This is a genomic window from Brevundimonas sp., assembly GCF_052436175.1.
Taxonomy (GTDB): domain Bacteria; phylum Pseudomonadota; class Alphaproteobacteria; order Caulobacterales; family Caulobacteraceae; genus Brevundimonas.
The window spans coordinates 1-19,828 of record NZ_JBQVNM010000010.1 but is presented as its reverse complement, the minus strand read 5'-3'; the positions used below and the strand labels follow the sequence as shown (position 1 = coordinate 19,828).

Here is a 19,828-nt window from a genome sequence, read left to right as displayed (position 1 = left end):
CTGGATTGCTACCAGCCCTTTGCTTCCGTCGCCTTATTGAGGCGTCCTGCAAGAACGACAGCCTCGGCCAACAAATCTAGTTGTTCGATCATGCCTGCATGGATCAGCGCGCCGTGAAGAGTTGCCGCCATCATCCACATAGGTTGCGACTGTTTGGTCAGCATCCGAAAGTGATCATGCGGAGTCTCGTCGCCCACAAAATCAACCCCGGGTAGAAGTGATATGCCTGTGACGTGAGCCGACACGCCTGAGAGCTGGCGATGGATGCTGTAGAGGGCTGGCACCTGTCCCTTAGCTGCCAAGTCCTTCCAGTCCAGTTTCGCGGCCTTCACTCCGTCCGGCAAGCTAGCGAGGATACTTCGCAGGATCGCTTCCGCCTCGCGTACTAGGTCAGTGTCATTGTTGTCGCGGTGCTGCTTGATTTGGCCCGCCAAGGTCTGAGCCGCGTCCTGTTTCATTAAAAGCACGAAGCCATCGCGAAGGTGATGGTTCGCTGCAATACAGATCGACGTCTCGACCCCAGACCGCAACATGATGTCGCTTTCGACGGCGAGACCGGCCTCGAAGAGGACAGTGTAGCCACGATGGTTGCCCCAAAGCCGCCTGAAGAGCATCACACTGAACATCTTGGGATCGGTGTTCCATCCCTCAACTGCTGCCGAAGCCGTCCATAACCGAGACGCGAGCGAGGAGATGTCGGCGTATAGGGCTTTGTCTTCAGGTGTCATAACCGTTCCTCAAAGCTCGAACTGTGTGGATATCTAGAACGTCCGCCAAGCTCATCACAGTTCCGGTGCGCCTTCCGTTGATTTCCCCGGGAATCGCCCCACATCTCGACCGACATGACACCGGGCGCGCCGACGCGGCCCTCTGGAGAGACATAATGGCCACCGTGAAGATCACCGACGAAAGCTTCGACGCCGACGTCCTGCAGTCCGGCAAGCCCGTGCTGGTCGATTTCTGGGCCGAATGGTGCGGGCCCTGCAAACAGATCGGCCCGGCGCTGGAGCAGCTGTCGGACGAACTGGCCGGTCAGGTGACCATCGCCAAGCTGAACATCGACGACAGCCCCATGACCCCGTCCAAGCTGGGCGTGAAGGGCATCCCGACTATGATGCTGTTCCGCGACGGCCAGCTGACCTCGCTGAAGGTCGGCGCCATGCCCAAGGGCAAGATCGCCGAATGGCTGGCCGAGGCCGGCATCACCGCCGCCGCTTAAGCCCGTCTCTCAGTCCGGCCAGGTCTCGGCGCTCGCGCCGAGCACCTCGCCGGCGAGATAGAGCGAGCCGCAGATCACCACCCGGCCGGCGCCGAAGGCCAAGGCCCGGTCCAGCGCCTCCGCGACCGATCCGGCCGCCATGGCCCCCAGACCGCGACCGCGCGCCACCGCCGCCAGGGCTTCGGGTTCGGCCGCCGCGCCCTCGAAGCCGACGGTGAAGACCTGGGCGCCGGTGTCCTTCAGCGCCTCGAAGAAGCCGCCCGCGTCCTTGTTGGCCAGCATGCCGACGATCAGGGCCAGGGGGCGCGGCGCCACACGCTGCCGGTCCTCCAGCGTCCGGGCCAGGGCCCGCCCGGCATGGGGATTGTGCCCCCCGTCAAGCCAGAGCTCCGCGTCTGCCTGTCTCGCCGCCTCGCCATAGGGACCGGCCGTCAGCCTCTGCATCCGCGCGGGCCAGCGGGCGGATTTCAGCCCTTCGGCGATGGCGTCTTCGGGCAGATCCAGCTCCAGCGCCACGGCCACAGCCAGCCCGGCATTGTCGATCTGATGCGCACCGAACAGGGCCGGCGCCGGCAGGTCGAGGAACCGCTCCAGATCCTGGAACACCATGCCGCCCCGCTCGGCCCAGGCGTCGAAGTCGGTTCCCATGACGGTCAGGGGCGCCGTGGCCCGGCCCGCCGAGGCATGGATGGCGGCCATGGCGGGTTCCGACTGGCGCGCCACGATGCCCCGCGCGCCGGGTTTCAGGATCCCCGCCTTCTCCCCCGCGATGGTCGCCAGATCGGTGCCGAGGAACTCGGCATGGTCCAGATCGACCGGAGTGATGACGCTGAGCAGGGGCCGCTCGATCACATTGGTCGCGTCGAGCGTGCCGCCGAGGCCGACCTCGATGATCGCCAGGTCGGCGGGCGTTTCGGCCATGGCGACGAAGGCGGCGGCCGTGGTGCTTTCGAACACGGTCGTCTCAACCCCGCGCACCGCCTCGATCCGGTCGAGGATGATCCCGAGCGCCCGATCCGAAATCAGTTCGCCCGCCAGCCGGATCCGCTCGTTGAACCGCACCAGATGGGGCGAGGAATAGGCGTGGACCCTGAGGCCCGCCGCCTCGGCCATGGCCCGGATGAAGGCGGCGGTCGACCCCTTGCCGTTGGTGCCCGCGACATGAACCACCGGCGGCAGGCGATGCTGCGGCTCGCCCAGCACGGCGCACAGGGTCCGCATCCGGTCCAGCGACAGGTCGATCTTCTGGGGGTGGCGCGCTCTCAGGCGTTCCGAGATCGGGTCCACGGCCTCAGGCCGCCCGTTTTCCGCCCATCAGCATGCCGAGGATCAGGCCCAGTTCGCGCGGCAGGTCGGCGCGCGACACGACCCGGTCCACCATCCCCTTGGCCTGCAGATATTCGGCGCGCTGGAAGCCCTCGGGCAGTTTCTCGCGGATAGTGCTCTCGATGACGCGCGCTCCGGCGAAACCGATCAGGGCGCCCGGCTCGGCCAGATGGACGTCGCCCAGCATGGCGTAGCTGGCCGTGACCCCGCCGGTCGTCGGATCGGTCAGGACCACGACATAGGGCAGTTTCGCCGCCTTGAGCTCCTGCACGACCAGGGTCGAACGGGCCATCTGCATCAGGCTGAGGGCGCCCTCCTGCATGCGTGCGCCGCCGGCGGCCGTGAAACAGACCAGGGGCACGCCGCGCTTCACCGCCTCGCGGCCGGCGCAGATGAAGGCCTCGCCCGCCGCCGTGCCCAGCGATCCGCCCATGAAGCTGAAGTCCTGGACGATGACCACGGCGGGAACCCCGCCGACGTCGCCGCAGCCGATGGCCATGGTGTCCTTGCGGCCGGCCGCCTTGCGCGCGGCGCTGAGGCGATCCTTGTAGGGCTTGCCGTCCGAGAACTTCAGCGGGTCCTCGGGCACGTCGGGCGTGTCGATGGAGATATAGCGGCCCTTGTCGAAGGTCGACTTCAGACGCTGCTCGGCGTTGATCCGCATGTGGCGGCCCGACGGGGTCACCCACAGGGCGGCCTCGAGGTCGGGGCGATAGAGCATCTCGCCCGAATCCGGGTCCTTGACCCAGAGGTTGTCCGGGGTGTCGCTGCGGCGGCTGACGATCTTGCGCACGCCGGGGGCGATACGGCTGAGCCAGCCGACGCGCTTTTCGCCCGCGTTCTTGTCGTTGGTCTTCTCGGGAGTGTTCTTGTCAGCCATGGCCGCTCTCTAGACCTTTTCGACCAGACGCGCACCCCGGACGGCGTCGCCCAGGGCCTTCACCTTTTCGAGCACGCCGGAGACCGGATCGGTCCCTTCGGCCAGGGCGGCCGCGACCTCGTCCACCAGCACCGAACCGGCGACCACGGCGTCGGCGACGCGGGCGATGGCGGCGGCGCGCTCGGGCGTCTTGACCCCGAAACCGACCGCGACGGGCAGGCCCGAGGCGGCGCGGACCCGCTCGACGGCAGGGGCGACGTCGGCCGCCACCGCCTCCTTGACCCCGGTCACCCCGGCCACGGAGACGTAGTAAACGAAGCCCGAGGTGCGTCGGGCGACGATCTTCAGCCGCGCATCGTCGGAGGTGGGCGTGGCTAGGCGGATCAGCGACACCTGTTCAGCGTCCAGGGCGTCGGTCAGGGGATCGGCCTCTTCCGGCGGGCAGTCGACGATGATGACCCCGTCCACCCCGGCCGCCGCCGCGTCGCGGGCGAAGGCCTCATGGCCATGGGTCTCGATCGGGTTGAGATAGCCCATCAGGATCAGTGGGGTGTCGGCGTCGCCTTCGCGGAAGGCGCGGGCCAGATCCAGCGTCCCCTTCAGCGTCAACCCGGCCTGCAATCCACGCAGGGCCGCACGCTGGATCGGCGGCCCCTCGGCCATCGGATCGGAGAAGGGAAAGCCCAGTTCGATGATGTCGGCGCCGGCGGCGGGCAGGCCGCGGAGGATCTCCAGCGCCTGATCGCGCGTGGGATCGCCGGCCATGACATAGGCCACGAACCCGGCCCGACCCTCGGCCTTGAGCGCGGCGAAACGGGCGTCGATACGGGCGGTGGTCATTGCGGAGCTCCGCCGATGGAGGGCGAACGACAGGCGTCGCCGGGGGTGGGAACGAGGGCCAGATAGGCCTTGCCGTCGGCGGCGCCGGGCAGGGCCTGAAGGACCAGCCCGTGGCAACCGCCGCCCGGGCGACGACGGACGAAGACGATCCGGCTTTCGTCGCCGTCTGCGTCCAGCCAGCCCTGGGTCTTCAGATCCTTGACATAACTCGAGGCCAGCGCGGCCATCCGCTCGGCCGGAGCGGTCACGCAGAAGGCCAGTTCCGGGTCGGGCAGCAGACCGCCGCAGTCCAGGGCGACCTCGACGCCTTCGGGCGTCTGCAGGCCCAAGGTGCGGGCCGACGCCACCTCGGGCGCGGTGCGCACGGGCTCTTCCGCATTCTGGGCGAAGACCGGAGTGGCCGCCATCAGGCCGGCGGCGGCCAGAAGGGCGAGCCGCCTCACAGTTCGACGCCCAGATGCCGGGCCACGGCGAAGATGTCCTTGTCGCCCCGGCCGCACATGTTCAGCACCACGTCGCCGCCCTTGCCGACCTCGGCGGCGATCTCGCCGACGCGGGCCAGGGCGTGGCTGGGCTCCAGCGCCGGGATGATACCCTCCAGCTTCGAGCACAGCTGGAAGGCCTCCAGGGCCTCGGTGTCGGTCGCGGCGCGATACTCGGCCCGGCCGATGTCGTTCAGCCAGGCGTGCTCCGGCCCGATGCCCGGATAGTCGAGCCCGGCGGAGATGGAGTGGCCCTCGAGGATCTGGCCGTCCTCGTCCTGGAGCAGATAGGTGCGGTTGCCGTGCAGGACCCCGGGGCGTCCGCCCTGGATCGAGGCCGCATGATCCGGGCCGTCCAGCCCGCGTCCGGCCGCCTCGACCCCGATCAGCCGCACCCCGGCGTCGTCGATGAAGGGATGGAACAGGCCGATGGCGTTGGAGCCCCCGCCGATGGCGGCGACGCAGGCGTCGGGCAGCTTGCCCTTCCTGGCCAGCATCTGGGCCCGGGTCTCCTTGCCGATCACGCTCTGGAAATCGCGCACCATGGCCGGATAGGGATGCGGCCCCGCCGCCGTGCCGATCAGATAATAGGTGTCCGCGACATTGGTGACCCAGTCGCGCATCGCCTCGTTCATGGCGTCTTTCAGCGTGCCGCGCCCGGAGGTCACCGGCACCACCTCGGCGCCCAGCAGCTTCATGCGGAGGACGTTGGGCGGCTGACGCTCCACATCGGTCGCCCCCTTGTGGACGACGCACTGCAGGCCGAAGCGGGCGCAGACGGTCGCCGTCGCCACCCCATGCTGGCCGGCCCCGGTCTCGGCGATGATCCGCTTCTTGCCCATGCGCATGGCCAGAAGGATCTGGCCCATGCAGTTGTTCACCTTGTGGGCGCCCGTGTGGTTCAGCTCGTCGCGCTTGAACCAGATGTCGGCCTGGCCGAAATGCGCCGTCAGCCGCTCGGCCAGATACAGGGGGCTGGGCCGGCCGACATAATCGGTCAGGAAGCCGTCCAGCTCCGCCTGATAGGAGGGGTCGGCCTTGGCCGCCTCATAGGCCTGGTTCAGCTCCAGCACGAGCGGCATCAGGGTCTCGGCGACGAACCGGCCGCCATACGGACCGAAGCGGCCGGCCTCGTCGGGCTGGGCGTAGGCGTTGGTCAAAGACGGCGCAGGATGGATGGCGTTCACGGGCGAGGCTTTCAGTCGGCGGGGTCCGGGGCGTCCAGTCACCAGACCGGGGCGTCCGAATTACGTCCGGCGCACGGCCTGGATGAAGGCCGCGATCCGGCCGGCGTCCTTAACACCCGGGGCGGTTTCCACGCCAGAGGAGACATCGACCATCGGCGCCCCGGTCGCCTGCACGGCGTCCGCCACATTCTCCGGGTTCAGCCCGCCGGCGAGGAACCAGGGCTTGTTGAAAGCGCGCCCGGCCAGCAGCGACCAGTCGAAGGCCAGACCGTGCCCGCCGGTCCGGTCCGCCCCCCTGGGCGGGCGGGCGTCGAGCAGAAGGTGGTCGGCGGCGGCCTCGATTTCGTCCAGACCGTCCAGATCGGCGGCGGAACCGACGCCGACGGCGCGGATCACGGGCAGAGCATAATCATTTCGGGCATCAAGGATTTCGGCGACCGTCTCGCGCCCATGCAACTGGATCAGATCGGGCTGGATGTCATGGACCAGCCGATCCATGTCCAGGCGCGGCGTGTCGGCGAACAGCAGCACGGTCTTCGCCCGACCGCGCGCCTGATCGACCAGCCGCCGGGCCACGTTCGGCGCGACGAAGCGCGGGCTGGCGGGCAGCATGACGAAGCCGACGTAGTCTGCGCCGGCGGTGAGGGCGGCCTCCAGCGTTTCCGGCGTCGACAGGCCGCAGATCTTGACGCGGGTCACAGGTCCGCCACCTCGACGCCTTTCAGCCGAGCCGCCCGGCCCAAGTCGTGATCGAGGGTCGCGAGGCCATAGCCATGCCGAAGAACCACCGCCAGATGTAGGGCGTCCGGCGTTCGCAGCCGAGCTCCATCCCGCAGCAGTGTTCGGGACCGAATGATGTCCAGTTCGTCGAGACGACAGGCCGTCTGGCCAGCCAGCCAGCCGTCGAAAACATCCTCAGCCTCCGCCCTGTCGTCGTTACTCAGCGCGCCAGATCGCGTCCGCACGCCGAGGGCGGAACTGAACTCAGCCTCAGCCCAACTACTGACGACCAGGTCCCGGCGTCCGGTCAGGAAGACCGCGACCCGGTCGGAATGATCGTCTTCGACAAAGGCCGAGACCAGAATACTCGTGTCCAGATAGACGGCCACCTAGTCCTCGTCGCGCATCTGCCGAACGAGGTCGACGGCGTTCATGGGCGCGGCGGGCTTGACGCGCACGCTGCGCAACCATTCGATATCGACGACACCTGGGGCAGGTCTGGTTTCGGAAATGGCTTCAAGCCGCGCGATAGGTTTGCCGCGTCGGGTGATCGTCACGGCCTCGCCCGCCAGCATGCGATCCAGCAGCTTCGGAAGATTGTTCCTGGCTTCGGCGACAGAGTAGTGGGTCATGAACATCAAGATAGCCATCTGGCGCACAGATGTCCATCAGACGCGGTACAGGTCCGCATCCGGATCGGGCCGCCCCCGGAGGGCCCCGGCCACGATCTGGCTGGCGATGACGGAATAGGTGATGCCGTTGCCGCCGACGCCCATGACGGCGTGGATGCGGCCGTCCGGGTCGACCGGGCCGATCTGGGGCAGGCCGGTCACGCTTTCTCCGAAGGCGGCGGCCCAGGCGTAGTCCGCCTCGAACTCGACCCCCGGCAACAGGGTCTCGAGCTTCTCGACGAGCGCCCGGCATTTGCGCTTCAGCTTGTCGGGGTCTTCATGCGCGGTGGCCGAGGCCTCGTCCTCGCCGCCGACGATCAGTCGGCCGTCCCGGCCCATCCGCATATAAAGATAGGGATCGGACGCCTCCCACACGAGCATGTCCTTGAGCCAGGACGGGCAGGGCGTACGCGACTTCGAGGCGACGGCCCAGCTCGAGGCCACAGAGGCGCCGGGCGTCGGCACGCCCTTGGGGAATTCGTAGCCGCAGCAGAAGACCACCCGCTCCGCCCGGACCGGCACGCCGGCGTCCGTGACCAGGGTCACGCCGTCCGGATCGACCAGGGCCTCCTCGACCTCGACCGGCGACCAGATCTTCGCCCCGTTCTTCTCGGCCCGACGCAGGAGACCCGCCGCCATCTGCGCCGGATCGCCGCTCAGGGAGCCCGTCGAGAGGATGGCCCCCGTGCGATCGACGCCGAACTGGTCGCGCAGATCCGCGGCCTTGAGCCAACGACTGTCCAGCCCGATCGCCGCCCGCGCCACGGTTTCGGCCTCCAGGGCGCGGCGGCCATAGGCGTCACCGGCCAGATAGAGGCTGCGTTTGCGCGCCAGACCACAGCGGATGCCCTCGTCGGTCACGATCTTCTCCAAAGCCTGGACCGCGTCGAACGAGCGGAGCCAGGCGCGTCTGGCCTTCGCCGTCCCGATCCGCTCGGCCAGTTCGGTCAAGGGCAGGTCGATCTCCCACTGCAACATCGCCGTGGACGCCAGGGTCGAGCCCATCAGCGGCCGGCGGCGATCCAGCACGGCGACCGAATGATCCCGGCTCAGTTCATGGGCCATGAAGGCGCCGGAAATCCCTGCCCCGACCACGGCGACATCGACGGACAAGGCCTGGGTCAGGGGCTTGATCGGCACGCCGAGCCCTGCGCTGTCGGCCCAGAGAGAGCGACCCGTGCGGAGGTCGCGTTTGATGGTGGCGCTGGTGGTCAAGGCGGTCGTCCCCGGGCGGGTCAACGCCCGCTCGGGCACACAACGCCGACGCGCGCCCTTGGGTCCGTCCCAACCCAAGATAAGGGTCAGGTGAAGATCAGGTCGATCTCTGCGGGCGTCATCAACCGCCACTGACCGGGCGCGAGATCGTCTGGCAGGCTCAGACCGCCCATCCGCTCGCGGTGCAGGGCCTCGACGTGGTTGCCCACGGCGGCGAACATCCGCCGCACCATGTGATAGCGGCCCTCGGTCACCGTCAGCCGGGCTTCGGTGGGCGACAGGACCTCCAGAACGGCGGGCGCCAGCGGCTTGTCCTCGCCCTCCAGCACCATGCCCCCCGCCGCGAACAACGCCTCTTCCGACCCGTTCAGAGGCCGGGCCAGGGTCGCGCGATAGACCTTGGCCACATGGCGTTTCGGGCTGATGATCCGGTGCAGCAGGTCGCCGTCGTCGGTCAGCAACAGGAGGCCGCTCGTCTGCTTGTCCAGCCGCCCGACGGTCGAGATGGCCGGGTCGCGACGCTTCCACCGGTCTGGCAGGAGGTCATAGACCAGGGCGCCGTCCTCCTTCCTCGAACAGGTCATGCCCAGGGGCTTGTTCAGCAGCATGACCATGCCGGCCACGGGATCGAGCGGTTCGCCGTCGATCTCCATCCGCGTCGGCAGGTCGGGCGTCACCGGGATGCGCCTGGACACATCCGTCAGATCGATCCCGTCCAGCACGATGCCGCCGACCTTGCCCAGCCGCGCGATCTCGGACCGAGAGCCGTAGCCCATGGAGCCGAGCAGCTTGTCGATGCGACTGGTCGGCGTCTTCACTTCACCGCCTCGAACAGCTTGTAGCCGCCGCCGTCGCCCACCGGCGTCACCCGCTTGAAGGCGGCGTTCAGCTCGGCCTCATAGGGCAGGTGCCGGTTGGCGACGAGCCACAGCACCCCGCCCTTTTTCAGCAGGCCGGCCGCCTTGCGCACGAAGGCCTGGCCCAGTCGCCGGTCCTCGGCGCCGCCGTCGTGGAAGGGCGGGTTCATGACCACGAAATCCAGATCGCCCATGTCTTCCAGCGTCCGTGCGTCGGCCCAGTCGAAGGTCGCGCGCCCGTCCTCGACATTGCGCTTCGCCGCCTCCACCGCCCGGCGGTCCAGATCGACCAGCTTGAGCGAGGTCACCGCTGTCGAGCGCAGGACGACCGTCGCCAGAGCGCCATAGCCGCAGCCCAGATCGGCGCCCGCCCCCTTCAGCGGCGGGAGCACCTCGGCCAGCAGGGCCGATCCCCCGTCGATCCGGTCCCAGGCGAAGACGCCGGGCTGGGACCAGGCCTCGAGCCCCGGCACGATCTGCGGCGCGCCCGCCTCGATCGCCTCCTCAATGCCTGTCATCGCTTCCGGCCGGATCACCACGCAGCGGCGGTGATGGGCCTTGGCGTCCTCGGCGATCTCGACGCCGAAGGCCAGAAGCTCCTTCTTCAGCCGCGACCCGCCCTTGTCCTTCAGCGCCATGGTCGTCAGCCGCCCGCCGGGCTTCAGCGCCCGCAGCGTCAGGGCCAGCGTATAGCGCCGCTCCAGCACACCGGGCGGGGCGTAGATCATGGCGGCGTCCAAGGAACCCGGCGCGAAACTCTCCAGCGGCGTCGAGCCGGGGATCAGGGGCGAGGTCTGGATCGCCGCACCCTCTCCGCTCGTGGCGGGGGGATCGAAGACCAGAGGCGGGCGGCCATAAAGAACAGTCGTCATCGCGGCCCTGTAGCCGATTGCGCGCGCGTCGCCTATCTATCGGCCATGACCGTTTCCGTCCCCACGCCTCCCATTCTCGATCAGGCCGGGGTTGATCCCGACGAGGCCATGTCGATCCTGAAAGGCGCCCTCGCTGGCGCCGACGACGGCGAGCTGTTCCTCGAACGCGCCGAGAGCGAGAGCCTGGTCTTCGACGACGGCCGCTTGAAGTCCGCCGCTTATGACGCCACCGAGGGCTTCGGCCTGCGGGTCGTGGCGGGAGAGACGGCCGGATACGCCCATTCCAACGAGATTTCCGCCGCCGCCATCCGCCGCGCGGCCGAGACGGCCTCCCTGGCCAAGCGCGGCCATGCGGCCGTGGTCGCCGACGCTCCGCGCGCCACCAACCAGAAGCTCTATGGCGAGATCGACCCGCTCGCCTCGCCGACCTTCTCGGACAAGATCGACTTGCTGGCCGAGATGGACGCCTTCGCTCGCGCCCGCGATCCGCGTGTGGTCCAGGTCTCGGCCTCCATCATCGGCGAGCGGCGCACGGTGGAGATCCTGCGCGCCGACGGCCGCAACCTGCGGGATGTGCGGCCCCTCGTCCGGCTGAACGTCTCGGTCACGGTCGAGCGCGACGGCAAACGCGAGAGCGCCTCATCCGGCGCCGGCGGCCGGGCGGGCTTCGAGACCTGGATCGCACCGGACCGCTGGCAAGGCCAGATCGACGAGGCCCTGCGTCAGGCCCTGATCAACCTCGACGCGGTCGATTGCCCGGCGGGCGAGATGGACGTGGTGCTCGGCGCCGGCTGGCCCGGCGTCCTGCTGCACGAGGCCATCGGCCACGGCTTCGAGGGCGACTTCCACCGCAAGGGCTCCTCGGTCTTCACCGGCATGATGGGCAAGCGGGTGGCCGCCCCCGGCGTGACGGTGGTGGACGACGGCTCCATCGCCGGACGGCGCGGCTCCCTGTCGATCGACGACGAGGGCACGCCGACCTCGCTCAACGTCCTGATCTAGGACGGCATCATGGTCGGGCTGATGCACGACCGGCTGTCGGCGCGTCAGATGGGCGTGGCCGCGACCGGCAACGGCCGCCGCCAGTCCTTCGCCCATATGCCGATGCCGCGCATGACCAACACCTTCATGGAGGGCGGCAAGGATTCGAAGGACGACATGATCGCCTCGACCAGGCGCGGCCTCTATGCCGCCAACTTCGGCGGCGGCCAGGTGGACATCACCAACGGCAAGTTCGTCTTCCAGTGCACCGAGGCCTATCTGATCGAGGACGGCAAGATCACCGCCCCGGTGCGCGGCGCGACCCTGATCGGCGACGGGGCGACGGCCCTGACCCATATCCAGATGATCGGCGACGACTTCGCATTCGATCCCGGCGTCGGGGTCTGCGGCAAGGCGGGACAGGGGGTGCCGGTCGGCATCGGCCAGCCGAGCCTCAAGATCGGCGGCCTGACGGTGGGCGGAACGGCGGTCTGACCGGAACCGGCGACGACGCGCCGGGTTTGACAGCGGGGGCCGCCGCGATGGCGGATTTGGGAGAGCGTGATGCCGGATCGTCTGACTGAGGCCTGGCGCCGGAGGCCGCGACTGATCGTGGGCGGCGTGATCGGCGCCGTCGCCCTGGTGACCCTCGGCGCCTTCGCCCTGAACGGCGGGCGGGGGTCTGTACCTCGCACCACGGGACCGGCCCTGGACATCGCCGTCGTGGCGCCCGTGGAGCCGGACATCCAGCCCGGCGAAGTCATGGAGGTCGGCGCCTTGGTCGACGGGTTCGACGCCGACGCCATTCCCAAACCCGTGCCGGCCGATGAGGCTGACTATGCGGGCGAGGACTATTATCTGGACCAGCCCGCCTATACGGACGACGCCCCGCCGCCGCGTGTGCGGCGATACGCCAGCGACGCCTATGGCGGCGATCCATACCCCCGCGACCGCTACTCCAGCGACGGGCCGCCGCCCGACGAGTGGCGCACCTACGAGGGACGGGGCGATCGGATGGGCCTCGGCTTCGACGGCCCTCGGCCCGAGAGCGGGGCCGAACGTGAAGCGCGCCGTCCCCAGCGCGAACCCGCGCGCCGCTACAGTTCGCGGCCGACCGGCGATCCGGACGCCGCCTTCTACTGATCGCGGATCAGGGCTCCGGCTTCCAGACCGGCCCGACGACATCCAGCCCGCCGGCCACCAACTGGTCCAGAACCCCGCCCGGCTCGGCCAGAATACGCAGGGGTGCCACGGCCAGGGTGACGCCCGGCTGGGTCAGGGCGGTTCGCGTCGCCTCCGCCCACTGGGTTCGCAGCACCGGGGCGATGTCCGGATCGCCGGACGGCCAGCACAGGTTGGTGGCCTGATCCAGCGGGCTGGCCAGCACCTCGGGAACCTTCAGCGACCGCCAGGCGTCCAGTCGCGCCGCCGCCCCCTCTGGTCCGGCCTCCGCCGCCGCCACGGCCGCCTCGATGCAGGGAACATAGGTTGCAGGCGGCGCGGTGATCAGGTTGTCGATCAGGTCGTCGCCGCGCACCGTGCCGACCGGCCCGCCTTCCACCCGCGCCTGACGCGCCGCGCGTCGGACGGCGTCGTTGGCGCCGCGGCCGCGCCGGTCCATCCCGCCCTTCTCCACCAGGTCGAAGCCGAGCCCGACCAGGCTCTGGGTCCGCCAGTTGTCGTTGCGCTCGTCGGCCATCACCCGCTCCAGCCGCGCCTGAAGCTCCGGCGGCAGGACGTCGGCGGTGGTCTGGCCCTTCGGCAGACGGGCGATGGTGCGGATGCGCCAGAGCAGGCGCAGGATGTCGCTGAATGAGGCCTGGGCCTCCATCGGATAGAGGATCCGTTGCGACCGGGCCGTCGCCGCCTCCAGCGCCTCGGGCCGCCAGGCGTAGTCGCGCGGCACGCCCGAGATGGCCCCGACGAGGATGACGGTCGACCCGCCCTGCTCCACCGTCCACATCGGCGCCCCGGCGCGGCGGGCGGTGACCACCACCTCCTCGACGGTGTCCACGGCCTCGTCCTGGGCCTGGGCCGGACCGGCGGAAAGCAACCCTGACGCGGCGGCGAGCGACAGGGCGGCGCAAAGGGCGACGAGGGCGGTGGGGCGACGGGTCATGCCGAAATCATGGCGATTATATTACGGAAAATACACGTGAATTTCCTGTAATCCTGTCTCCGATTTAATCCACCTGTCCAGCTTGTAACTGGAACGAAACGTCGCAGGCGGCGACACCGTCATCACCAAAGAGGGGAACCCCAAGGCGATGACCAAGACCATTCTTCTGGCCACCACGGCCCTGCTGTTCACGGCCGGCGCCGCCGTCGCCCAGACCGCTCCGACCCCGACGCCCGCCCCCACCCCGGCCCAGGCCGCGCCCGTGGCCGAGGCCGACCAGCAGGGCGTGCTGGTCTTCCAGCCCGACTTCTTCGCCACCTATCGTCCGGCCACGGCCCTGGACATGGTCAACCGCCTGCCCGGCTTCTCCATCGAGGACGGCTCCGGCGCCCGGGGCTTCGAGGGGGCGGTCGGCAACATCCTGATCAACGGGGCCCGTCCGGCGTCCAAGAACGACACGGGCTCCAACGTCCTGGCGCGAACCACCGTCGGTCAGGTCGAGCGCATCGAACTGGTGCGCGGCGGCGCCCCCGGCATCGACATGCAGGGCTATTCGGTGGTGGCCAACGTCATCCTGAAGACGACCTCAAGCCGCCAGTCGATCGTCCAGCACGACAGCATCTTTTTCGACGGCGGCCGCGACATCTTCGGCGGCAGCTACCGCTTCACGGCCCAGGAGGGCGACCGTAGCTGGGGCGTCACCCTGTCCGACGGCATGGGGATGAGCGACTCCAACGGCTCCGGCCCCAGCATCCGCCGCGACGCCGCCGGAAACATCATTCGCGAAGAGCGGTTCGAGAACGACGGCTGGGGCGGCGGCCAGGCCGGGCGCGTCAACTACGCCGGCCCCCTGTTCGGCGGCAAGATCGACGCCACGGCCCGCCTGGGCAGCAACGACTACCAGAACTGGCAGACCCTGGAATCCCCGACCGCCCTGCGCCGCAGCGACTATGCCGAGGACGGAATCTATGGCGAGGCCGGCCTGACCTGGACCCGGGCCCTGAACCCGCGCTGGACGCTGGAAACCCGGCTGATGCACGTGTTCGGCCAGTTCGACCGCACCTCCCTGTCCAACGCCCGGATCAATGGGGTGACCGACCCGGAATCGAAGTTCGAGTCCAGCGGCGACAACTCCGAATCCATCGTCCGGGCCCTGTTGCGCAACGAGCGGTCGCCGTCCCTGACGGTCGAGTTCGGCGGCGAGCTGGCCTACAACATGCTGGACGTCACCCAAGCCTACAGCGTCGGCGGCGTCGCCGTGCCCCTGCCCAGCGCCTCGGTCAAGGTCGAGGAGACGCGGGGCGAAGCCTTCACCAAGGCCACCTGGCGCGCACGCCCCAATCTGACGGTGGAGGGCGGCCTGAGGCTGGAAGCCTCGACCATCAGCCAGTCTGGCGACGCCAATCTGGAGAAGAGCTTCTTCTTCGCCAAGCCGCGCCTGCTGATGACCTGGACGCCCATGCCGTCCAACCAGCTGCGGTTCCGCTTCGAGCGCGAACTGGGCCAGCTCGACTTCGGCGACTTCGCCGCCTCGGCCGAGCTCAGCGAGGAGAACGTGTTCGGCGGCAATGTCGATCTGGAGCCGGAACAGCGCTGGATCTCGGAAGTGACCTATGAGCGCCGCTTCCTCGGCGACGGCATCCTGTCGGTCGGCTATCGGCATGACGAGATCATCGACGTCATCGACCGCCTGCCTCTGCCGGGCGGCCTGTCGGCGACGGGCAATATCGGCGACGGCACGCTGGATCAGCTGGCGGTCAACCTGACCCTGCCGCTGAGCAAGATCGGCTTCTCGGGCGGCAAGTTCGGCTTCCGCAACGAATGGAACTCGGCCCGCGTCACCGACCCGACCACGCTGGAGGAGCGTCGCATCTCCGGCGTCCGCGCCAGCCAGGCCGTGGTCAGCCTCAGCCAGGACATCACCAGCTGGAAGACCAACTGGAGCATCGCCTGGCTGCCGCGTCTGGGCCAGGGCAGCTACGACCCGGACCAGACCTTCATCTGGCGCGGCTCGGACTATTTCGAACTGGCGGCCGAGTACAAGCCGACCGCGACCCTGTCGATCCGGGCCCAGCTGAACCTGTGGGACGACTTCACCACCCGCCGCACGGTCTACGCCAACCGCACGACCCGCCCGGTGGCCTATACCGAAGAGCGGTTCATCGACCCGCGCACCTTCTTCCAGATCCGTCTGCGCAAGACCTTCTGACTACACCCACCGCAAACTGAAAAGCCCCGGCGGATTGCTCCGCCGGGGCTCTTTTTGTCCGGGGTGCCGTCGGGATCAGTGGACCCCGGCCATGCCCTTCTTCAGCAGGGGCGAAAGCACCAGCAGGAAGAGGCCGACGCCGACGCCCGTCCAGCCGATGGTCCCGAAGATCGAGCCGTAGGTCTGCAGGGCCAGGGCCGGGTTGGTGACCACGCCCGCGACCGTGTCGGTCGCCGTCGCCGCTGCGATCCAGCCGGCCACGATGTGGGCCACCGAGCTGGACAGGAACCAGACGCCCATCATCAGACCGACCACCCGCGCCACCGACAGCTTGGTGATCATCGACAGGCCGACCGGCGACAGGCAGAGCTCGCCGACCGTGTGCAGGAAGTAGGTCAGGAACAGGAACAGCAGCGGCACGCGGAAGTCCGCATTGGCCGCATTGCCCGAGGCCCAGGCCAGCAGCAGGAAGCCGGCGCCGACGAAGGCCAGGGCCGCGGCGAACTTGACCGGGGTCGACGGCTCCTTGCCACGCTTGCCCAGCCAGACCCACAGGGCGGCCATGATCGGACCGCCGATGACGATGATGCCCGGGTTGAACATCTGGGTGTAGCCGGCGTTGAACCACGACGGCATCTGGGTCGACTGGTCGGCGAACAGGGTCAGCGACGACCCGGCCTGTTCGAACAGGGCCCAGAACAGCACCGAGAAGAAGATCAGCAGCTGGGCGATCAGCATGCGCGACCGCTCGGCGCCCTTGAGGCGGAAGACGGTGTAGCCGACCACCAGCAGGAAGGTCAGGCCGGCGACCGGCAGCAGGATGGCCTGGATCAGCTCATGGCGCTGCATCAGGAGCCAGACCGGGAAGACGGCGACCAGGCCCGCGATCCAGAAGAAGGGCACCAGGGGCACGCCCAGGATGGAACGCCCCTCGGTCGGGACCGGCGGCGCGCCGCGACCCTCGAGCCACGATTGGCCCAGCACGAAGGTCAGCAGGCCCGCCAGCATGCCGAAGCCCGCCAGACCGAAGCCATAGGCCCAGCCGTAGGTGAAGCCGAGGTAGGAACAGGCCGCCGTCGCCAGGAAGGAGCCCAGATTGATGCCGACGTAGAAGATGGTGAAGCCGCCGTCGCGCCGCGGGTCGTTTTCCTCATAAAGGGCGCCCACGACGGTCGAGATATTGGCCTTCAGGAAGCCCACGCCGACGATGATCAGCGACAGGGCCAGGAACAGCAGGGGCTCGCCGACCTTCAGGTCCCGCGTCTTCTCCAGCTTATAGCCGCCGTCGGGGATGGAGGCCGGGAAGGCGCCCGCAGGCGTTCCGACCGCCGTGACGCCCGTGGCGGCGATGACCACCTCGGTGCGCTCGGCGCCGTTGACCGCGAAGATCTTGCGGTTCTGGTCGCGGCCCTCGACCTGCAGCTCATAGGTCGTGCCCGCGACGGTCAGGCGTTCCTTGCCGCCCGTGCCCTCGAAGGCCATGGTGAAGTGACCAAGAACCAGCAGCACGGCGCCGATGATCACGGCCTTGCGCGACCCCAGATAGCGGTCGGCGATCATGCCGCCGAGCACCGGCATCAGATAGACCATGGCCGCATAGGCCGCGTAGATGCCCTGGGCTTCGGCCGGGCCGAACAGGAAGTGCTGGGTCAGATACAGAACCAGCAGGGCCCTCATGCCGTAGTAGGAGAAGCGCTCCCACATCTCGGTGAAGAACAGGATCACCAGCCCTCGCGGGTGTCCCAGGAACGTCTTGCGAGGCGTAAGCGCCCCCCCATCCGTCGCGGTCAAATGCCATACTCCATATAACTCGGCGCCCCTCCGGCGCGATTGCGGCCATAAGGACCACGGCCGGTCCGCGCGAACAAGTGTTAAGGATATGAGACGCTCGCCAAGGTCGGAGGAGGACGGCCGAACTGGCGTGATCCCTGCACGCCCGAAAGGAGAATTCCTTCTCCGTCCCGGTTCGGGAAACCGCCATGACCGTCCGCCCCTTCACCGCCGCCGACCGCGAGGCCGTCAACGCCCTGCACCGTGCCGTCTGGTGGCCGGAACGGTCCGAGGCCGGCTGGGCCTGGCTGGACACCAATCCGGCCCGTCAGGATATCGGCGCGCCGTCAGGCTGGGTGGCGGTGGATGGGACAGACCGACCCGTCGCCTTCGTCGGCAACCTGATCCAGCGCTTCTGGCATGGCGAAGACCGACTCCATGGGGGGACCGGCTTCTCCATCATCGTGCCCCACGCCGCACGCGGCCGCAGCCGCAACCTTATCCAGGCGGTGATGCGCCAGCCGCACGTCTTCACGACCTACACCTTCAACGCCAATCCGATGGCGGCGCGCCTCTATCCGCGTCAGGGGCTGGCCTCATGGCCGCCGCGCACCCATGGGCTGAAGCTGTCGTGGATCGTGGATCCGCTGGAATGTCTGCAGGGGCGGCTGTTGCGCGCCTTGCTGCATCGCGCCCCGCGCCTCGCCGATCCGCATCGCGAGCATTTCATGAACCGGCGTCTGAAGCGTCGCCGCTCCGAAGCCGCGCGGCTCGCCTCGCCCCCCGCCCTTCCCGGCGCGGTGGAGGGTCTGACGGATCTGACGGACGACTCCGACTACGAGATCTTCTGGCGCACCCTGAGATCGGAGGGCCGGCTGATCGCGGATCGCAGTCCGGAGATGCTGCGCTGGCGCCTGGCCGACCCGGATCGCACCGACCCGCCGGTTCTGCTGGCCTTCCGCCGCGACGGGGCGATCACCGGCTACGCCATGGCGCTTCCGGCCAAGGGCAATCCGGTCGAGCCGGCGACCCTCGAGATCATCGACCTGATCGCCTTGCAGGACGAACCCCACGCCATCCCGGCCCTGATGCAGGCCCTGGTCCAGACGGCGCAAAACCTGGGTGCGGCAAAGCTGAGGCTTCAGGTCGTCAACGAGGAGTTGCTGCGCCGGCTGGGGATCTGGGCGCGCCGGGCGCATCAGGAGGGCGGGTGGGGTCATTGCCACGCCGCCTTCCGCCCCGGCGCCCCGTCCAGCCTGAACTGGCAGCCGACGCCGTTCGACGGCGACTACGGCGTTTGCCAGCGCCCGATCCCGTTCGGGCCGGCCGACCGACCGGCGCCCGCTCGCACAGACGCAGGGATCGCGCTTCAGGTCTGAGCGATCAGGCCCTGGGGCGGGCCTTCAGCTCGTCACGGATCTCGGCCAGCAGCGCCTCGGTCGCCGTCGGCGCCGCCGGTTCGGCGGGCGCCTCGGCCTGTTGCCGACGCAGGCTGTTGATGCCCTTGACCAGCAGGAAGATGACGAAGGCCACGATCACGAACTGGATCACGACGTTCAGGAAGGCGCCGTACTGGATCGAGACCTTCTCGATCGCCTCGGTGGCCGGGTTCTCGGGCTTGAGCACCCATTCCAGCTTGGAGAAGTCGATCCCACCCGTCAGCAGGCCGATCGGCGGCATGACGACCTGATCCACCAGGCTGGTGACGATCTTGCCGAAGGCCGCGCCGACGATGACCCCGACGGCCAGATCGACGACATTGCCCTTGACCGCGAAATCGCGGAATTCTGAAAACACGCTCATGCGACCCACTCATTCAGGGAAGTGGCCGGCGACCGTTTCCCGTTGAACGGGCATATGAATCGAGTTGCTGAGGGGCCTCAACCCCAAATCCGGCAAGACCGGGAGGGAAAACGTCTCAGGCGTCGCCCGAGGCGTTCAGCCGCTCGCGCAGCTCCTTGCCGCTCTTGAAGAAGGGCACGGACTTGGCGGGCACGTCCACGGCCTCTCCGGTCCGGGGATTTCGGCCCGCGCGCGCCGGGCGCGACCGCACCGAAAAGGCGCCGAAACCGCGTAGTTCCACGCGTCCGCCCTCGCCGAGCGCCGCCGTCATCCGGCCCAGCACGACATTGACGACGCGCTCGACCTCGATATGGGTCAGATGGGTGTTCTCGGCGGCCAGTCGTTCGATCAGTTCGGACTTGATCATGCACCGCCCCCGGTTCTGTGCGGCTGTCGAACGTGTTCGACGGTCGCTGGCCTGTCCTGCCCTACCCTAGCGCCGTCACGGCGCGTGAAAAAGCCCCGAAAGCCGAATCAAATCAGCAACAGGAGGTGAATCCGGGGATTCACCCAGCAAAAAGGCGGCCGGATCGCTCCGGCCGCCTGATCGCAGTCACGAAAGAGAGGAAGGATTACTCCTTGCCAGCCTTCTCGCGCAGGGCCGCGCCCAGGATGTCGCCGAGCGAGGCGCCCGAGTC

At 68.6% G+C, this 19,828-nt stretch carries 20 protein-coding genes and 1 pseudogene; 5 read left to right on the top strand and 16 right to left on the bottom strand.

Annotated elements, in window-relative coordinates; translation table 11 throughout:
• Window positions 1–8 precede the first annotated feature (8 nt).
• Entirely contained in the window at window positions 9–728 is a 720-nt protein-coding gene (locus ACT6QK_RS04200) for a hypothetical protein (protein WP_444596553.1), read from the bottom strand.
• Between the two features lie 155 nt (window positions 729–883).
• Between ACT6QK_RS04200 and trxA the strand changes: the two genes are divergently transcribed.
• A complete protein-coding gene (gene trxA / locus ACT6QK_RS04195; RefSeq protein ID WP_444596552.1) occupies window positions 884–1,219 on the top strand; it encodes a thioredoxin in 336 nt (111 codons plus the stop codon).
• 9 nt (window positions 1,220–1,228) lie between these two features.
• Here the strand turns inward: trxA and ACT6QK_RS04190 are convergent, their stop codons facing one another.
• The 11 genes from ACT6QK_RS04190 to ACT6QK_RS04140 all read right to left on the bottom strand — a co-directional run bounded on the left by ACT6QK_RS04190 (window position 1,229) and on the right by ACT6QK_RS04140 (window position 10,269).
• Window positions 1,229–2,506, bottom strand: a complete 1,278-nt coding sequence (locus ACT6QK_RS04190) for a bifunctional folylpolyglutamate synthase/dihydrofolate synthase (protein ID WP_444596551.1) — start codon at window positions 2,504–2,506, stop codon at window positions 1,229–1,231.
• A gap of 4 nt (window positions 2,507–2,510) precedes the next feature.
• Window positions 2,511–3,425 carry an acetyl-CoA carboxylase carboxyltransferase subunit beta gene (locus ACT6QK_RS04185; RefSeq protein ID WP_444596550.1) on the bottom strand — a complete coding sequence of 305 codons (915 nt, stop codon included), beginning with the start codon at window positions 3,423–3,425 and terminating at the stop codon, window positions 2,511–2,513.
• Between the two features lie 9 nt (window positions 3,426–3,434).
• Window positions 3,435–4,265: a tryptophan synthase subunit alpha gene (trpA, locus tag ACT6QK_RS04180; RefSeq protein WP_444596549.1), complete on the bottom strand. Its 831-nt coding sequence runs from the start codon at window positions 4,263–4,265 to the stop codon at window positions 3,435–3,437.
• Window positions 4,262–4,708 (bottom strand): hypothetical protein, encoded by a 447-nt coding sequence (locus ACT6QK_RS04175; protein ID WP_444596548.1) that lies wholly within the window; start codon window positions 4,706–4,708, stop codon window positions 4,262–4,264. The genes trpA and ACT6QK_RS04175 overlap by 4 nt, the downstream gene beginning before the upstream one ends.
• Window positions 4,705–5,907, bottom strand: coding sequence for a tryptophan synthase subunit beta (gene trpB, locus ACT6QK_RS04170; protein ID WP_444596598.1), 1,203 nt, complete (start codon window positions 5,905–5,907; stop codon window positions 4,705–4,707). Before trpB ends, ACT6QK_RS04175 begins: the two co-directional genes overlap by 4 nt.
• 87 nt (window positions 5,908–5,994) lie before the next feature.
• Window positions 5,995–6,633, bottom strand: a complete 639-nt coding sequence (locus tag ACT6QK_RS04165; protein ID WP_444596547.1) for a phosphoribosylanthranilate isomerase — start codon at window positions 6,631–6,633, stop codon at window positions 5,995–5,997.
• Complete coding sequence (locus tag ACT6QK_RS04160) at window positions 6,630–7,043, bottom strand: type II toxin-antitoxin system VapC family toxin (protein ID WP_444596546.1); 414 nt, start codon at window positions 7,041–7,043, stop codon at window positions 6,630–6,632. The genes ACT6QK_RS04165 and ACT6QK_RS04160 overlap by 4 nt, the downstream gene beginning before the upstream one ends.
• Window positions 7,044–7,292: a type II toxin-antitoxin system Phd/YefM family antitoxin gene (locus tag ACT6QK_RS04155; RefSeq protein WP_444596545.1), complete on the bottom strand. Its 249-nt coding sequence runs from the start codon at window positions 7,290–7,292 to the stop codon at window positions 7,044–7,046.
• Between the two features lie 30 nt (window positions 7,293–7,322).
• On the bottom strand, window positions 7,323–8,540 hold the full coding sequence (locus ACT6QK_RS04150; protein ID WP_444596544.1) for an NAD(P)/FAD-dependent oxidoreductase: 1,218 nt from the start codon (window positions 8,538–8,540) through the stop codon (window positions 7,323–7,325).
• An 86-nt stretch (window positions 8,541–8,626) separates the two neighbouring features.
• Complete coding sequence (locus tag ACT6QK_RS04145) at window positions 8,627–9,316, bottom strand: 16S rRNA pseudouridine(516) synthase (RefSeq protein WP_444596597.1); 690 nt, start codon at window positions 9,314–9,316, stop codon at window positions 8,627–8,629.
• A 38-nt stretch (window positions 9,317–9,354) separates the two neighbouring features.
• Window positions 9,355–10,269, bottom strand: a complete 915-nt coding sequence (locus ACT6QK_RS04140; protein ID WP_444596543.1) for a class I SAM-dependent methyltransferase — start codon at window positions 10,267–10,269, stop codon at window positions 9,355–9,357.
• Window positions 10,270–10,314: 45 nt separating this feature from the next.
• On the opposite strand from ACT6QK_RS04140, the pseudogene tldD reads away from it, so the two are divergent.
• Both tldD and ACT6QK_RS04130 read left to right on the top strand, forming a co-directional pair.
• Window positions 10,315–11,745 (top strand): annotated as a pseudogene (gene tldD / locus ACT6QK_RS04135) (metalloprotease TldD).
• 69 nt (window positions 11,746–11,814) lie between these two features.
• Window positions 11,815–12,393: a hypothetical protein gene (locus ACT6QK_RS04130; RefSeq protein ID WP_444596542.1), complete on the top strand. Its 579-nt coding sequence runs from the start codon at window positions 11,815–11,817 to the stop codon at window positions 12,391–12,393.
• Between the two features lie 7 nt (window positions 12,394–12,400).
• Here the strand turns inward: ACT6QK_RS04130 and ACT6QK_RS04125 are convergent, their stop codons facing one another.
• Window positions 12,401–13,369 (bottom strand): TraB/GumN family protein, encoded by a 969-nt coding sequence (locus ACT6QK_RS04125; protein ID WP_444596541.1) that lies wholly within the window; start codon window positions 13,367–13,369, stop codon window positions 12,401–12,403.
• A gap of 148 nt (window positions 13,370–13,517) precedes the next feature.
• Between ACT6QK_RS04125 and ACT6QK_RS04120 the strand changes: the two genes are divergently transcribed.
• Window positions 13,518–15,578 carry a TonB-dependent receptor plug domain-containing protein gene (locus ACT6QK_RS04120; RefSeq protein ID WP_444596540.1) on the top strand — a complete coding sequence of 687 codons (2,061 nt, stop codon included), beginning with the start codon at window positions 13,518–13,520 and terminating at the stop codon, window positions 15,576–15,578.
• Window positions 15,579–15,653: 75 nt separating this feature from the next.
• Here the strand turns inward: ACT6QK_RS04120 and ACT6QK_RS04115 are convergent, their stop codons facing one another.
• Window positions 15,654–17,303: a peptide MFS transporter gene (locus ACT6QK_RS04115; RefSeq protein WP_444596539.1), complete on the bottom strand. Its 1,650-nt coding sequence runs from the start codon at window positions 17,301–17,303 to the stop codon at window positions 15,654–15,656.
• A gap of 254 nt (window positions 17,304–17,557) precedes the next feature.
• On the opposite strand from ACT6QK_RS04115, the gene ACT6QK_RS04110 reads away from it, so the two are divergent.
• Window positions 17,558–18,727 (top strand): N-acetyltransferase, encoded by a 1,170-nt coding sequence (locus ACT6QK_RS04110; protein WP_444596538.1) that lies wholly within the window; start codon window positions 17,558–17,560, stop codon window positions 18,725–18,727.
• A gap of 4 nt (window positions 18,728–18,731) precedes the next feature.
• Here the strand turns inward: ACT6QK_RS04110 and mscL are convergent, their stop codons facing one another.
• Window positions 18,732–19,151, bottom strand: a complete 420-nt coding sequence (gene mscL, locus ACT6QK_RS04105) for a large-conductance mechanosensitive channel protein MscL (RefSeq protein ID WP_444596537.1) — start codon at window positions 19,149–19,151, stop codon at window positions 18,732–18,734.
• A 115-nt stretch (window positions 19,152–19,266) separates the two neighbouring features.
• Window positions 19,267–19,557 (bottom strand): integration host factor subunit beta, encoded by a 291-nt coding sequence (locus tag ACT6QK_RS04100; protein WP_444596536.1) that lies wholly within the window; start codon window positions 19,555–19,557, stop codon window positions 19,267–19,269.
• Window positions 19,558–19,828: the final 271 nt, after the last annotated feature.